This window comes from Burkholderia humptydooensis (genome assembly GCF_001513745.1).
GTDB classification, from domain to species: Bacteria; Pseudomonadota; Gammaproteobacteria; order Burkholderiales; family Burkholderiaceae; genus Burkholderia; species Burkholderia humptydooensis.
Genome location: NZ_CP013380.1, coordinates 1,959,584 through 1,973,976, shown reverse-complemented (window position 1 = coordinate 1,973,976; position 14,393 = coordinate 1,959,584). Strand labels below are relative to the sequence as shown.

The window sequence follows — 14,393 nt, the reverse complement described above, 5'->3', positions numbered from 1 at the left end:
CGCGCCGGATCGCCCGACCGGCCTCGATCGGCGACGCGGGCGACGGCGCGCGCCCCCGGGCAGCACGCGATTCGCCGCTACGCGACGTGCGGCTGCAACGCGCGCAACCAGCACGCCACGGCGACCGCGCCGCCGTCGGGCGATCCCACGGCGCGCGCGCCCAGGTAGCTCGCGCGTCCCGCGCGCGGCGTCATGCCCGCGGTTTTTGCCGCGCCCTCTTCCGCGGCGCGCACGGCCGCCGCCCACGCATCGCTCGCGCGCCTGCCGGCCGACAGCTCGCGTTCGAGCACATCGACGGCAGGCACCAATGCATCGAGCATCGTGCGGTCCCCGGGCTTCGCGCCGCCCAGATCGCCGATCGCGTCGACGCCGCTGCGGAACGCGCCCGCCCAGTCGCGCGCGCTCGGCGCCGGCGCGTCGGCGAGCCGGCGGGCCGCCCGCACGAGCGCCGTCGCGTAAAACGGCCCGGAACTGCCCGCGATCGCCCGGCGCAGCGCGGCGCCGAGCGCGGCGAGCAGCACGGCCGGCCCCCGATACGCATCGGCGGGCAGCGCGAGAATCGCGTTCGCCGCGCGCCGCATGCTCGCGCCCAGATCGCCGTCGCCGGCGATGGAATCGAGTTCGGTCAACACCGGCTCGCTGTCGATCAGCGCGGCCGCGACCGCATGCAACGCGGGCCGCAGCCCGTCGGCACTCGCCGCGCCGCCCGTCGCCCATTCCGGCAGCCGGTCGCCCGGGCCGGGTTCGGCCGCGGCCACGCGAATGTCCCGGTTCACCGCGCCGCCGCCGGGCCACGCTCGCGCCTGCGTCGGCGCGTCGAGCAGCGCGAGCATGCCGTCGCTCAGCTTGAGCAGCGAAATCGAGCAGCCGGGCATGTCGAGCGCGGACAGGAACGTGCCCGCCCACGCGCGCGCCACCTCGACGCCGCGCCGGCTCAGGCTGTCGTAGGCCGCGCGCAGCACGATGCCGAGCTCCATGTCCGGCGTCGCGCCGAGCCCGTTCACGAGCAGCGCGACGCGGTCGCCGCGCGCGACGGGCTGATCGTCGACGATCGTCGCCACGAGCGTTTCCGCCAGCGCGTTTGCGGGCATCGGCGCCGTGCGCCGCACGCCCTTTTCGCCGTGGATGCCCAAACCGAGCTCGATTTCGTCATCGGCGAGGCTGAAGCCGGATTGTTCGACGCCCGGAATCGTGCAGCCGTCGAGCGCGACGCCCATCGTGCCCAGGTTCGCCGCCGCCTCGTTCGCGACGGCGGCCACCTGCGGCAGCGTCAGGCCGCGCTCGGCGGCCGCGCCGGCGAGCTTGTGCACGAGCACGGTGCCGGCGATGCCGCGGCGCCGCCCGCGCCCGGTGAGTTCGCGCAGCGACACGTCGTCCGCGACGACGACGATCTCGACCGGGATGCCCTCCGCGCGCGCGAGCTCGGCCGCGAGACCGAAATTGAGGCGATCGCCCGTGTAGTTCTTCACGATGAGGAGCGCGCCGTTCGGGCCCGCCGTCGCGCGAATCGCGGCGAGCACGGCGTCGGTGGACGGCGACGTGAAGACTTCGCCGCACACCGCCGCGCTCAGCATCCCCGCGCCGACGTAGCCGCCGTGCGCCGGTTCGTGGCCGCTGCCGCCGCCGGAAATGACCGCGACCGGGCGCTGCGCCGGCTCCGGCAAGGGCCGCCGGATCAGCACGTGTTCGTCGCCGAGAATGGCGACGTGCGGCGACTGCCGCGCGATGCCCTCCAGCATTTCGCGCACGACATCGGACGGGTGGTTGACGAGCTTTTTCATGGCGGCGATTTCCTGACTGTGAGTGAGGGCGGCGGCTCGTCACGACAGCGGGCGCGTGCGATTCGGCGTGCGATTCGGCGTGCGATTCGGCGCATGCGGAGCATCCGCTTCGTGCGCGAGCCTCCTCTTCGTTGCCGACCGGCACGGCCGGCACGCTGCCGTGCATTGTGCCATCGGGACCGGTTCACGGTGCGTTCGCGGCGGTCCCCGCTTTCGCTCGCAAACGGCGCGCGCTCGTGCATCGCGTCGCAGCCTGCCAGCGGGCGGACATCGGCCGCAACGGCGCGGGCAAGAGCACGCTGTTCCAACTGATGCTCGGCCTTCTCGCCGCCGACGCGGGCGACGTGCGGATCGACGGCGTGTCGGCCCGCGACCCGCGGTTCCGCGCCGTCCGGCGCACGCTCGGCTATCTGCCGGAAAACGTCGTGCTGTACGACAACCTGACCGGGCTCGAGACGCTGCGCTTCTTCGCGCGCCTGAAAGGCGCCGACGCGGCCGCGTGCGCGCCGCTCGTGGCCGTTCGTGCTGTTCTGGACGGCCGTCGTCGGCGCGTCGATCTTCGTCGAGCGGCCGTTCTGCAAGTACCGGTGCCCGCTCGGCGCGAGCCTCGCGCTGCCCGGGCGCTTGCGGCTGCTCAAGCTGCGACGCAAGCCCGAATGCACGAGCTGCCATGCGTGCGCGGTCGGCTGCGGCTCGCAGGCGATCGACACGGCCGGCCGGATCGACCCGATGGAGTGCCTGCTCTGCCTCGACTGCATGGTCATGTACTACGACGAGCACAGTTGCCCGCCGCTGTCGAAGGAACGCAAGCGCCGCGAAAAGGCCAGCCTGCCGCTCACGCCCGTCGGCAAGGATGGACGGTACATTCCGATCGAGCGGGTCTGACGCGCGGCGCGCCAGCGCGCAAAGGTCCGGCGCGGCCGGCAAAAATATTTCGTTTTCCTTTCAATTGTTTCGGATTGTCGTCGGCAATCCGCAAGCCGAAAAACCGTGGCAATCTACGACGCAATCCGGTTGTCCGTTCGCGCAACCGATCTGTAAGGTTTCCCGATGATTCATCTTGCGACATTTGCGCGCCGCGTCGCGCTGATTGGCCTATTGCATCTTTTCTGTGCGGCGCTGCCCGCGGCGGCGGCGGCCGACCTCGCATCGGGCGCCGCCGTGCCGCCCGCGCCGACGATCTCGCGCGACGAGGCGCTCGCCGAGCTCAAGCGCGTGCAGGCCGCGCTCGACCGGATCAAGCAGCAGGCGTCGGCCGCGACGACCTACAAGCAACTGGACGCGCTCGACGAATCGACGCAGGCGCTTGCGGCCGACGTCGACAAGCTGACGGCCGCGCTCGTGCCCACGCGCGCGCAGCTTCAGGCGCAGCTCGACGTGCTCGGGCCGCCGCCCGCGCCGGGCGCGGCGCCCGAGACGGCCGCCGTCGCGCGTCAGCGCGCGGATCTGAATGCGCGCAAGACGCAGTTCGACGCCGCGCTGAAACAGGCCGCCGACGAAAAGGAAAGCCTCGCGAACCTGATGCAGCAATACTCGAAGCTGCGCCGCAGCCTGCTGCGCGACCAGCTCGTGCTGCGCTCGGGCAGCATTCTCGGCGCGCAATTCTGGGCGCCGCTCGTTCATCCGTCGGACGACGACCAGCAGGAGCTCGACGCGTTCAGCGCGCAGATCGGGCAAGTGCTGAGCGCGGCATGGGAGCCGGGCCGCCGGCTCGGCACCGCGCTGCTGCTCGCCGCCGCGCTCGCCGTGTGGACGCTCGGCGGGCGGCTCGCCGAGCGCGCGCTCGCGTGGTTCAGCCTGACGAAGCTGCCGGAGACCCGCGTGCGGCGCAGCGCGCTCGCGACGTCGATCGCGGTGTCGAGCATCGTGACGACGGGCATCGCGGTGCAGTTCGTCTACCTCGCGCTCACGCGCGACGTCGTGCTGACGAGCGCGCTGCAGGATTTCGCCGACGAACTCGCGAAGCTCGCGCTGACCTGCGCGCTGATCGCGGGCCTCGGCCGCGCGCTGCTGTGCACGCGCCACCCGAGCTGGCGGCTGCCCGCGCTCGCCGACGAAGTCGCGCTCGCGATGCGGCCGTTCCCGGCGATCCTCGCGGCGCTGCTGCTCGTCGCGGGTGCGCTCGAGGAGCTGAACCGAACCGCCGACACGAGCCTGCAGGTCACGCTGTTCGGGCGCGGGATCGTGTCGCTCGTCGTCGTCGTGACGATCGGCGCATCGCTGCTGCGCGCGAACCGCGCGCGCACCGCGCTCGCGGCCGCGGGCGAGCCGCCCGAGGCCCGCTCGACGCTCGCGGGGCTGATCCACGCGGGCGTCACGCTGACCGTCGTCGCGGCGCTCGTCGCGCTCCTCGTCGGCTACATCTCGGTCGCCCGCTTCCTCACCTACGAGCTCGTCTGGTTCGAGATCGTGCTCGGCAGCGCGTATCTGCTGACCCGCCTCACCCGCGACGCGTACGCGAGCGCGTTCTCCGCGAACCTGTCGAGCGGCAGGCTGATCAAGAATCTGTTCGGGCTGAACGACGGCCACCTCGATCAGGCGAGAACCGTGCTGACCGGAATCAGCACGAGCGTGCTGCTGCTCGTCGCCGTCGTCGCGCTGCTGACGGGCGGCTTCGGAACGACGCCGAACGACCTGCTCGTGAGCGTGATCTCGATGTTCGGCGGCGAGCGCCTGCAGCGTCTGAACATCGTGCCCGACCGCATCCTGAACGCGGCGCTCGCGCTCGCGATCGGCATCTACCTGCTGCGCTCGGTGCGACGCTGGCTCGACAACGAGCTGCTGCCCGCGGTCGGCATGGATCAAGGCATGCGCGCGTCGCTCATCACGCTGTTCAGCAATCTCGGCTACGTCGCGATCGTGCTGCTCGCGCTGTCGCTGCTCGGCGTCAAATGGGACAACCTCGCGTGGATCGTGAGCGCGCTGTCGGTGGGCATCGGCTTCGGTCTGCAGGAGATCGTGAAGAACTTCGTGTCCGGGCTGATCCTGCTCACCGAGCGGCCGGTGAAGGTCGGCGACATGATCAGCATCTCGGGCGTCGAGGGCGACATCCGCCGGATCAACGTGCGCGCGACCGAGATCCAGTTGTCCGACCGCTCGATGGTGATCGTGCCGAACTCGCAGTTGATCTCGCAGAACCTGCGCAACGTGACGATGGGCAACAGCACGCAGGGCGTCGCGACGCTGATGCTCACGTTTGCGCTCAACACCGATCCCGAGCAGGTGCGCGACCTGCTGCTCGACGCGTACCGCGAGCATGCGTCGATCCTCGAGAAGCCCGCGCCGTCCGTCACGTTCAGCCAGTTGACGCCGGACGGGATCACGCTCAGCGTGACGGGCTACGTCGGCAGTCCGCGAATCACGGCGGCGACGAAGAGTGACCTGCTGTTCGAGATCCTCAAGCGGCTGCGCGCGGCGGGCATTCCGCTGTCGAATCCGCAGACGCTGATGGTGCAGAACCTGCCGCCGCCGAGCGAATGACGCGAGCCGGCGCGGATCGGCGTGGACCGATGCGGATGCGGCCGTGCGCGAATGTCCGTTCACTCCGCGGGCCCACGTCATATCGCGTTGCAATCCATTACACGCGGGAATTCGCCGGCTTTCTATGATGGGAACCACGAACCCGCTTCAATGGATGGCGCGACCATGAAAAAACTGATGATTCTGCCGCTCGTCGCGAGCGCGCTGCTCTCGGGCTGTGCGGTGTATCCGACGGAGCCCGCCGTCGGCGTGGACGTCGGCATCGGCTGGCATGGCGAGCGCTATTGGGACGGCCACCGCTACTGGGAGCGCGACGAATGGGAGCGCGCGCATCCGCCGCAATACTATCGTCGCGACGACGACCGGCGCGACGATCGCGGCGGCTACCGTGACGGCGACCGGCGCGACGGCGGCCGCTGGCGCGACGACCGGCGCGGCGACGACAATCGCCCATACTGACTGACGCCGTCGCCGCGCGTCGATCCCCGGCGACGGCCGCATGCGTCGAAAGGCGTCCGGCACGCATGCCGGGGCGCGCGCCACGCCGGAATCGAATGCGCCGAACGATCGTCAAGCATCGTTCGACGCAAGCCGGCGGAAAGGTCGGCGCACTGCAATCGCGCTATGCTCGTGCGCCCCATTTGGACAGAGGAGCCCATACGTGAAGCTTTCGATCTTCATCGCGGCCGCGTGCGCCGCATTCGCGTTGACGACGGCCGCTCGCGCGCAAACGTCGCAAACCTATCGATTCGGCGAAGGCCAGTCGGGCTTGTCGGGCCAGTCGAGCGACATGCATGCCGCGCCGCGAAGACGACGCACCTTCGCAAGCACCGCGCGCATCATGCGCGGCATACGCGCGCCGTGCGTGCGCCACGGACGTACGCGCATCACTGACGACGTGTCGGGCCGCGCGCAGGCCCGGCTCACTGCGCCTGCGACGCACCGCTTGCCGCAACCGCGCCGCTGATCCGGTCGATCAGCGACTTCGCCGCGCCCGCGGCGAGCGCCGCATCGACGTGCGACGTCTGCCATGCGCCGTCGCTGTCTTCGGTGAATGTGAGCGTCGCGCGCAGCGACGCGTCACCGTCGCTCGGCTGCCCGTCGTGCCACGCGATCGCGACGTTGCACGAATACGCGCGCTCGGCGACCTTCGTGCAATCGCCGACGGGCTTCACCGACGCGACGTCGGCCGCCACGGGCAGCGGCTGGCCGAGCATCGTATTGAGCGGCCCGCGATTCTCGGCGTCGAGCGCGCGGCGCACGGCAGCGTCGATGTCGCGCGCGCCGGGGCCGGCATGGAACCAGCCGCAGGCGGCAAGCATCGCTAACGACATTCCCAGCAGCAACAGTGTTCGGAGCTTCATCGGTTCGTGTGGTTTCGCATAGTTTCGCATCATCCGGCGCGGGGCGGCGCACGCGCGCCGCGCGTTTCGCCAACGCCATTGCGCATGCGTTTCGCGCGCCAGTCTGACGCGTGCGCGGGCCGCGATCCGTATCGATTTGTAACGGCGTGTTCGCCGCGCCGCGCGGCAAAAGCCGCGCCGGCGGCGCGACCCGACGCCCGAGGGCCCGCCGCACGCGCCCAAGCGGCGGGCGCGAGCGGTCGCGCCGACGATGCGGGGCCGGCGAACGCGGCCGCTTGTTACACGAAGCGGCGCCCGCGGGGCCCGGCCTATACTAGCCGTTGCCCGTCAACCGGCGCCGGTTCGCCGCGGCGGACCGGCACGCCCCATCGCATGAGGAGCATTTCATGTACTACCTGCTGACCTACGAACTCGTCGACGGTTATCTCGATCGGCGCGGCGCCTACCGCGCCGATCATCTCGCGCTCGCGAAGGCCGCGACCGCCCGCGGCGAGCTGCTGCTCGCGGGCGCGCTCGCCGACCCGGCCGACGAAGCGGTGCTCGTGTTCGACGCGCCGTCGCCCGCCGTCGCCGAAGCGTTCGCGCAAGCCGATCCTTACGTCGCGAACGGCCTCGTCAAGCGCTGGCGGGTGCGGCCGTGGACGGTCGTCATCGGCAAGCTCGCCGCGCCCGCGTGAATGCGGCTCACAGCCAGCCGGCCTTCCTGAAGCGCCGCCACAGGAACAGGTCGGCGGCCGCCATCACGCCGAGGCACACGTAAAAGCCGAAGCGCCAGTGCAGCTCCGGTATGTTGTTGAAGTTCATCCCGTAGATCCCGGCGATCATCGTCGGGATCGCGAACAGCGCGGCGAACGAGCCGAGCCGCTTCGTCACTTCGCTTTCCGCGAGCGAGATCATCCCGAGGTTCACCTGGATCGCGGTGACGAGCATCTCGCGCCGCCCTTCGATCGTCCGCACGATCCGCAGCAGATGGTCGTAGACGTCGCGGAAATAATGGTCCATTCCCGCGCAGACCTGCGGAATCCGCCCGCCGACAAGCTTCGCGAGCGGCTCGACGAGGGGCGCCGTGTGCTGGTGCAGCATCACGAGCTGGCGCTTGAGCGTGTACAGATCCTCGATCAGCGCGCGGGCGGCGGCCGTGCCCGTCTTCTCGAAGATCCGGTCCTCGAGCGCCTCCAGCTCGGCGCCGAGCGCCTCGAGCGTCGGGAAATAGCGGTCGACGACCTGGTCCATCAGCGCATAGAACACGAACGCCGAGCCCTCCTTCAGCAGATGCGGCTCGCGTTCGCAGCGCGCGCGCACCGCGCGGAAGTCCTGCTCGCTGTGATTGCGGATCGACAGCACGTAGTTCGGCCCGACGAACACGTTCAGCTCGCCGAGCTGGAGCTCGCCCCGCCGGTCGATCTCGACCGTATGCAGCACGGCGAACAGCGAATCGCCGTACTCCTCGATCTTCGGGCGCTGGTGGCCCTTGCGCGCGTCCTCGAGCGCGAGCTCGTGCAGGCCGAACTCCTCGCCCATCCGTTCGATCTCGTCCGGCTCGGGGTCCTTCAGCGCGACCCAGACGAAGCACTCGGGCCTGGCGACGTAGTCGCCGATGTCGTCGATGTCGATATCGGCCACTTTGCGGCCGTCCTGATATGCAGCGCAGTTGATCAGCATGCAGTAACGTGTTTCGAAGCCATTCCGGCGCACAGTTTAGCCGCTCCCGCGCGCGCCGGCGGCCGCGGTTCGCTTGCGCGGCCCGCCGATATTGGTCATGATCGACGTCGTGCACTCGTCGCCGGCCGCGCTCGCGGGCGGCGCTCCCTCGAATCGCCCGGCGGCCCGCGCGGCCGTCCTGACCGTCAAGGAGACAGCGATGTGGTACTTCTCGTGGATTCTCGGCATCGGCGTCGCGCTCGGCTTCGGCATCATCAACGCGATGTGGCTCGAAGCGAACGGCAATTTCCCGACGGGCGCCGCCGGCGACGCGCATGACGCGCACGGGCCCGCCGCACCGCCGGAGGACCCACGTTCGTGACGTATCTGGTGTTTTTCTGCGGCCATGCGGGCACCGGCAAGACGACGCTCGCGAAGCGGCTGATCCGGCCGCTGATGAAGACGACGGGCGAAGCGTTCTGCCTGCTCGACAAGGACACGTTGTACGGCCGCTACAGCTCGGCCGCGATGGGCGCGCTCACGCACGACCCGAACGATCGCGACAGCCCGCTCTATCTGAAGCATCTGCGCGATCCCGAATACCAGGGGCTGCTCGACACCGCGCGCGAGAACCTTGAGCTCGGCATCAGCGCGATCGTCGTCGGACCGCTGTCGCGCGAGGTGCGCGACCGGCGTCTGTTCGATCGCGCGTGGCTCGGCATCGGACCCAACGTCGAGCTGCGGATCGTCTGGGTCCACACGTCGGAGGACACCGCGCATGCGCGGATCGTCGCGCGCGGCAATCCGAACGACGCATACAAGCTCGCGCACTGGGAAGAATACCGGCAACGCCGCTTCATCCCGACAGGCGAGCAATGCGAGGGCCTGCTGATGTTCGACAACACCGCGCCGTCGGATGCCGATGTCGAAGCGCTCCTCGATCACATCGCGCCGCCGCCCGCGCGCGTCGCGTCGACGGTGCCGCCGCTGCCCGCCTGACGCGGCGCCGCATGCATGAAAAAACGCCGGACGCCCATCGGGCCACCCGGCGTTTTTTTGGTTCATCGCAGGAAACCGTGGAGGGTTTGATGGCGATTGCGTAACCTGACGCCTGACTTTAAGGAGGTCAGGAGGCAGAATTGCTCGATCGCAAGGCACTTCAAGCACTGGGTTGCTGGACCGGCTATCGGTTAGAGGGGGTGGAATGGCCGGAAGGAGAAGGCCGTACGCTGTCGCTGTATTTGAAGCCGGTCAGCAAGGTCATGTACTGCGAACAGTGCGGTGCACGCTGCCAGCAGATTCATGAGACGACGGTTCGCCGGGTGCGCGATCTGCCACTGTTCGAGTACCGGGTGGTACTGCACGTCCCCCGCCGCCGAGTCTGGTGCGAACGCTGCGGCGGTCCGCGACTGGAGAAACTGGCGTGGCTGGGCCGTTACCAGCGAGTGACGGAGCGATTTGCCAAGGCCTGCGAGAAACTGCTGCAGGCGGCCAGCGTGCAGGCGGTCGCCGCCTTCTACGATTTGGGCTGGCACACGGTCAAATCGATCGACAAGATGCGCTTGCGAGCGCGTGTGGCTGATCCTGACTGGTCGACGATCCGCTATCTGGCGATGGACGAGTTCGCGCTCCATAAAGGTCATCGCTACGCCACGGTGGTGGTCGATCCGATTGGTCGGCAAGTGCTCTGGATTGGAGCGGGACGCTCGCGCGAGACGGCCAGAGCCTTCTTCGAACAGCTTCCACCGGGTGTTGCCGAGCGCATCGAAGCAGTGGCCATCGACATGACCACGGCCTACGAGTTGGAGATCAAAGCGCAGTGTCCGCAGGCTGAGGTCGTCTACGACCTGTTCCACGTCGTGGCCAAGTACGGGCGTGAGGTGATTGATCGGGTGCGGGTCGATCAGGCTAATCAGTTGCGCCATGACCGGCCGGCCCGGAAGGTCCTGAAGTCCAGCCGCTGGTTGCTGCTGCGCAACCGCCACAACCTGAAGCCCGAGCAGTCCGTGCATCTGAAGGAACTGCTGGCCGCCAATCAGCCATTGTTGTGCGTCTACGTGCTACGTGACGAACTCAAGCGGCTCTGGTTCTACCGCAAGCCTGCCTGGGCGGAAAAGGCCTGGGAACAATGGATCGAGCAAGCCCGGCAAAGCGGAATTGCCGCGCTGCAACTGTTTGCGCAGCGCCTGCAGGGTTACTGGCACGGAATCGTGGCCCGCTGCCGACATCCGCTTAATACCAGCATCGTCGAAGGCATCAACAACACCATCAAGGTCATCAAGCGTCGGGCTTACGGGTACCGCGACGAGGAATACTTCTTTCTCAAGATCCGCGCCGCGTTCCCCGGTAATCCGCGATGAACCGTTTTTTTACGTCGCGTCACGCGAGCGCGTGCATCCGCTCGAGCGTGCCGCCCTCGTACAGCTTGCCGAAGCGGTTCGCGAGGAATGCGTGCAGCGGCACCTGCTCCTGGCGCACGAAGCCGCTCTGCGGCAGCTTCTTCTCGCGGAACAGATCGAGCACCGCGCACATCGCGCCCGCCGTCGTGATCTGGATCGCGCTCATCGGCATCCCGCAGATTTCCTTCGCGAAGATCTTGCGCGTGAACACGTCCTGCACGAGCTGGCCGTGCTTCACGCCCGTCACCGTGACGAACACGAGCACGACGTCCTGCTTCGTCGACGGCACCGCGCGGCGCATGATCGATTTCAGCGTGTCGCGGTCGGTCGCCAGGCGCAGATCCTCGAGCAGGAACTGGATCAGCTCGCGGTGGCCCGGATAGCGGACCGACTTGTAGTCGAGCGTCTCGACCTTGCCCTCGAGCGTCTCGCACAGCGTGCCGAGGCCGCCCGACGTGTTGAACGCCTCGTATTCGGTGCCGTCGAGCGAGAAGTGCTCGAGCCCTTCGAGCGGCTGCACCCATTGGCGGCGCCCGTCGCGCACCGCTTCGCACGGCTGGCAGTATTCGTTGATGAGGCCGTCGACGCTCCACGTCAGGTTGTACTTGAGCGCGTTGGTCGGATACTCGGGCAGCGCGCCGACGCGCATCTTCACGTCGCGCACCTCGGTGAAGCCGTTCACGAGCTCGTGCGCGGCGATGCCGATGAAGCCCGGCGCAAGGCCGCATTGCGGCATGAACGCGCGATCCGAGCCTTCGGCGAGCTCGCGGATCGCGCCCGTCGCGCGCACGTCCTCGGTCAGATCGAAATAATGCACGCCCGCGGCCTTCGCGGCGGCGGCGACATTGACGGCCAGGTAATACGGCAGCGCGTTGACGAGCGCGTCGAAGCCCTTCACCGCTTCGCGGATCGCGGCCGCGTCGGCGGAATCGACGCGCCGCGTCGCGATGTCTTCGCTGGCGAGTTTCGCGAGCGCGTCCGCATCGCGATCGAACGCGACGACTTCGTAGTCGCCGGTTTCGCGCAGCAGATGAGCGATGGTGTGGCCGATGAGACCCGCGCCGACGATGGCGATTTTCATGTCGTTCTCTCCTGACAAGGTGATTGTTTGTTGTAAACGGCGTGTTGCCCTGCAGGAAAGTGTACGGATGTGCAAAAACACTTTATAGACGAAAAGTGATGCGAAACGACGTCAATTTTCGACGATTTGACGATATGCTTCGTCGAGTTGACGTAAACGCCGTATCAATGCGCAGCGCCGGTCGCGGCGAGCGCCGCCTTCGCGCACACGCGCGAGCGTCCGTCGACGAGCACCGCTCGCGGCGCGCGCGTCGCGAGCAGCGACAGCAGCGTCGCGCCACCGCCACGCAAATCGTCGCCGGCCTGCCGCTCGAACAGGCAGAGGTCGGCCTTCATGCCCGGCGCGATCGCGCCTACGTCGTCGAGACCGAGCGCCGCCGCGGCCGAGCGGGTCAACGCAAGCGCGCAGCGGTCCAGGAGCGCAGCCGACGCACGCTCCGTCTCGCGCATCAAGCGATGCAACGCCGCGCCGCCGCGAAAACGCAGTGCGGCCCTGCCCTTTTCGAGCAGCGGCGCATAGGCGCTCCGCCCTCGCACGCGCTCGCCGTCGCGGCACGCGTCGATCACCGCATGGCTTCGCGTGCGCGCCAGCGCGGCGATGTCCCGCCCGTCGAGCGGCGCTGCGCCGAACACCGTCACCCGCTTGTCGTCGGCCATCAGATAAGCGATCAATGCCGCTTCCGAGCAGCAGAAGCGCGCGCGAAACTCGTGCGCGACATCGGAGTGCGCGGAGAACTGAATGCCGATCCGCGTGCCCGCGCGCTTCGCGCGGTGCGCCCACGCGACGATCTCGGCCGCCGACGCGAGATCGCCGCTCGCGATCACCGGCAGCGCCGTGACGAGCGACGGAACGTCCGGCGCGGCAGCGCCGGCGTGCGCGGCCGACGTGGCCGGCATCCAGCCCGGCCACGCGTCGGCCTGCTCCGGGCGCCGATCGTCGACGCGCAGCAGCGCGACACGTCGCATGGCCGCCGCGGCGGCTCCCGCATCGAGAGGTGCGTCGCCCGTGCAATGGCGGGCCATCGTGGTGACGCAAGCGGGCGGCTCGGCAACCGCGGCCCACGACGGATGGATTCGGCCGTCCGGCGGCGCGATATCGACGACGCCCGGCGTGCAGATGAGCGACGCGCCGTCGATGCCTTCGGCGAGCGCCGAGCTGCCGGCCGGCACGATAGCTGCGATCCTGCCGCCGGCGATCTCGATATCGCATCGCTCGAACGCGCATCCGGCGCTGTCGAAGCGCATCGTGTCGCTGATCACCCACGGTCGTGCTGCGCAAGACATTTCGATAGGCATATCCGTATCGTCCTGGTGCGAGCCGCCGCCCCGGCGCGCGCGGAACCCGCGCCGGGCCCGCGACGTTGTTCGCCGCTGCGGGGAGCCGCTCGCGGATGAGGTGTCGTTTCGGCCCGGCCGCCGCGCTCGCCGGCCGGGCCCCGTCAGCGAACGTGCGTCAGGTCGCCGCTCGGCCGACCTCCGAAAAGAGCTGCTGATAGGCGAAATACGAGCAAACGATCGCGAGCAGCGAACAGACGAATGCGAAGACGAAAATCGACGCATAGCCGACGTGCGACGCAATGATCCCGCCCGCCGCGCCGGCGAGGAGAATCCCGATGTCGAAGCAGGATTCATAGGTGCTCAGCGCAAGCCCGATGTTCTTTTCGGGCAGGCTCTTGATCGCGGGAAGCGCGAGCAGCGGATAGACCATCGACAGGCCGAAGCCCGCCAGCAAGGAGCCGATCGACGCGTAGAGCGGCGTGCTCGCATACGCGAGGCAAAGCAGGCCCGCCGCCTCGATCGCGAGCGAGACGACGATTGTGTTGACGCCCGACGAATCGGCGCGCCAGCCGAGCAGCAGCCGCGCCGCGACGTAGCCGATGCCGAACAGCGCGAGCGCGAGCGCCGCATAGCCGTTCCAGCCGTTGTCGAGAAACAGCAGCGCGAGAAACGACGTGACCGACGCGTATCCCACGTTGGCGAGCGCGAAGCCCGCGCCGGCCTTCCACACGCGCTTCACCGCATAACTGAGCGGCAGATGGCCTGCATCGTCATGGACGCTGACCTCCTTGATGAACCATACGACGACGGTTCCGAGCAGCGGCAGCCCCGTCATCGCCGCCGCGCCGGCGACGAGCCCCACGTGCTGATACGACCACACGCCCGCGTAGTTTCCGATCGCGAGCCCGAGGAACATCGCGATCCCGACCCACGACATGATCTTGCCGGCGTGCTCGCGCCCGACAAGCCCGATCGGCCACGTTCCGCTGCAGGTGAAGATGAGGCTCTCGCCGACGCCCATCAGCACGCGGCTGCCGAACACCACGGCAAACGAAAGGTATGCGCTCGCGCCGTGCGTCGCGAGCGCCGCGACGCACAGCGCGCCCGCGACGAACATCAGCAGCAGCCCGCGGATCATGCCGGTCTTCGGGCCCCGCGTGTCGGAGAACCGGCCGGCGTACGCGCGCGACAGCAGCGTCGAGACGGACTCGGCCGTGACGACCGCGCCGACGAAATACGGCGACAGTCCCAACACCTTGTTCACGTAGATCGGCAATATGGCAAGCGACGTGCCCAGGCTGACGATCGCGACAAAGAGAATGAGCGCAACGACGACCGCCGATGCGAAGTTTCCGGTTTTCACGTTTTCT

General features: G+C 68.6%; 12 protein-coding genes and 3 pseudogenes. 9 read left to right on the top strand and 6 right to left on the bottom strand.

Translation table 11 applies throughout. From position 1 onward, the window contains the following. Positions 1-77 precede the first annotated feature (77 nt). Positions 78-1,781, bottom strand: coding sequence for a dihydroxyacetone kinase family protein (locus tag AQ610_RS09060; RefSeq protein ID WP_006026864.1), 1,704 nt, complete (start codon positions 1,779-1,781; stop codon positions 78-80). A 269-nt stretch (positions 1,782-2,050) separates the two neighbouring features. On the opposite strand from AQ610_RS09060, the pseudogene AQ610_RS33080 reads away from it, so the two are divergent. From AQ610_RS33080 to AQ610_RS38090, 5 genes and pseudogenes are all read left to right on the top strand, one after another. Beyond that, positions 2,051-2,296 (top strand): annotated as a pseudogene (locus AQ610_RS33080) (ATP-binding cassette domain-containing protein); the annotation flags it as partial. Continuing rightward, positions 2,289-2,666: pseudogene (locus tag AQ610_RS09055) on the top strand (4Fe-4S binding protein); the annotation flags it as partial. The pseudogenes AQ610_RS33080 and AQ610_RS09055, both read left to right, overlap by 8 nt. A 165-nt stretch (positions 2,667-2,831) precedes the next feature. Then, the gene (locus tag AQ610_RS09050) at positions 2,832-5,261 is read left to right on the top strand and encodes a DUF3772 domain-containing protein (protein WP_006026866.1); all 2,430 of its coding nucleotides are present in this window, start codon (positions 2,832-2,834) and stop codon (positions 5,259-5,261) included. Positions 5,262-5,426: 165 nt separating this feature from the next. Then, positions 5,427-5,720, top strand: a complete 294-nt coding sequence (locus tag AQ610_RS36795; protein WP_015601242.1) for a hypothetical protein — start codon at positions 5,427-5,429, stop codon at positions 5,718-5,720. Positions 5,721-5,922: 202 nt separating this feature from the next. After that, positions 5,923-6,155: pseudogene (locus AQ610_RS38090) on the top strand (hypothetical protein). Positions 6,156-6,184: 29 nt separating this feature from the next. Here AQ610_RS38090 and AQ610_RS09035 read toward each other — a convergent pair. Next, complete coding sequence (locus tag AQ610_RS09035; RefSeq protein WP_009912225.1) at positions 6,185-6,625, bottom strand: hypothetical protein; 441 nt, start codon at positions 6,623-6,625, stop codon at positions 6,185-6,187. 386 nt (positions 6,626-7,011) lie between these two features. Between AQ610_RS09035 and AQ610_RS09030 the strand changes: the two genes are divergently transcribed. Next, positions 7,012-7,302, top strand: a complete 291-nt coding sequence (locus tag AQ610_RS09030; RefSeq protein WP_006026870.1) for a YciI-like protein — start codon at positions 7,012-7,014, stop codon at positions 7,300-7,302. Between the two features lie 7 nt (positions 7,303-7,309). Here AQ610_RS09030 and corA read toward each other — a convergent pair whose 3' ends face one another. After that, positions 7,310-8,287, bottom strand: a complete 978-nt coding sequence (gene corA / locus AQ610_RS09025; protein ID WP_006026871.1) for a magnesium/cobalt transporter CorA — start codon at positions 8,285-8,287, stop codon at positions 7,310-7,312. 199 nt (positions 8,288-8,486) lie between these two features. On the opposite strand from corA, the gene cydX reads away from it, so the two are divergent. The 3 genes from cydX (at position 8,487) to AQ610_RS09010 (ending at position 10,626) form a co-directional block, all read left to right on the top strand. Further along, positions 8,487-8,648, top strand: coding sequence for a cytochrome bd-I oxidase subunit CydX (gene cydX, locus AQ610_RS09020; protein ID WP_041861851.1), 162 nt, complete (start codon positions 8,487-8,489; stop codon positions 8,646-8,648). Next, the gene (locus tag AQ610_RS09015; protein ID WP_009912221.1) at positions 8,645-9,265 is read left to right on the top strand and encodes a P-loop nucleotide/nucleoside kinase family protein; all 621 of its coding nucleotides are present in this window, start codon (positions 8,645-8,647) and stop codon (positions 9,263-9,265) included. Before cydX ends, AQ610_RS09015 begins: the two co-directional genes overlap by 4 nt. Before the next feature lie 140 nt (positions 9,266-9,405). Beyond that, complete coding sequence (locus AQ610_RS09010; RefSeq protein ID WP_045554815.1) at positions 9,406-10,626, top strand: ISL3 family transposase; 1,221 nt, start codon at positions 9,406-9,408, stop codon at positions 10,624-10,626. Positions 10,627-10,645: 19 nt separating this feature from the next. On the opposite strand, the gene AQ610_RS09005 is transcribed toward AQ610_RS09010, so the two are convergent. The 3 genes from AQ610_RS09005 to AQ610_RS08995 all read right to left on the bottom strand — a co-directional run bounded on the left by AQ610_RS09005 (position 10,646) and on the right by AQ610_RS08995 (position 14,386). Beyond that, entirely contained in the window at positions 10,646-11,746 is a 1,101-nt protein-coding gene (locus AQ610_RS09005; RefSeq protein WP_006026875.1) for a saccharopine dehydrogenase family protein, read from the bottom strand. Positions 11,747-11,910: 164 nt separating this feature from the next. Then, on the bottom strand, positions 11,911-13,041 hold the full coding sequence (locus AQ610_RS09000; protein WP_045554839.1) for an amidohydrolase family protein: 1,131 nt from the start codon (positions 13,039-13,041) through the stop codon (positions 11,911-11,913). Positions 13,042-13,198: 157 nt separating this feature from the next. Continuing rightward, complete coding sequence (locus AQ610_RS08995) at positions 13,199-14,386, bottom strand: MFS transporter (protein ID WP_231748959.1); 1,188 nt, start codon at positions 14,384-14,386, stop codon at positions 13,199-13,201. Between the last annotated feature and the right edge of the window lie 7 nt (positions 14,387-14,393).

Coding starts and splice junctions, on each gene's coding strand:
- cydX (WP_041861851.1), top strand. CDS start 8,487: ATGTGGTACTTCTCGTGGATTCTCGGCATCGGCGTCGCGCTCGGCTTC.
- AQ610_RS09000 (WP_045554839.1), bottom strand. CDS start 13,041: ATGCCTATCGAAATGTCTTGCGCAGCACGACCGTGGGTGATCAGCGAC.
- AQ610_RS09035 (WP_009912225.1), bottom strand. CDS start 6,625: ATGAAGCTCCGAACACTGTTGCTGCTGGGAATGTCGTTAGCGATGCTT.
- AQ610_RS09005 (WP_006026875.1), bottom strand. CDS start 11,746: ATGAAAATCGCCATCGTCGGCGCGGGTCTCATCGGCCACACCATCGCT.
- AQ610_RS09050 (WP_006026866.1), top strand. CDS start 2,832: ATGATTCATCTTGCGACATTTGCGCGCCGCGTCGCGCTGATTGGCCTA.
- AQ610_RS36795 (WP_015601242.1), top strand. CDS start 5,427: ATGAAAAAACTGATGATTCTGCCGCTCGTCGCGAGCGCGCTGCTCTCG.
- AQ610_RS09060 (WP_006026864.1), bottom strand. CDS start 1,781: ATGAAAAAGCTCGTCAACCACCCGTCCGATGTCGTGCGCGAAATGCTG.
- AQ610_RS09030 (WP_006026870.1), top strand. CDS start 7,012: ATGTACTACCTGCTGACCTACGAACTCGTCGACGGTTATCTCGATCGG.
- corA (WP_006026871.1), bottom strand. CDS start 8,287: ATGCTGATCAACTGCGCTGCATATCAGGACGGCCGCAAAGTGGCCGAT.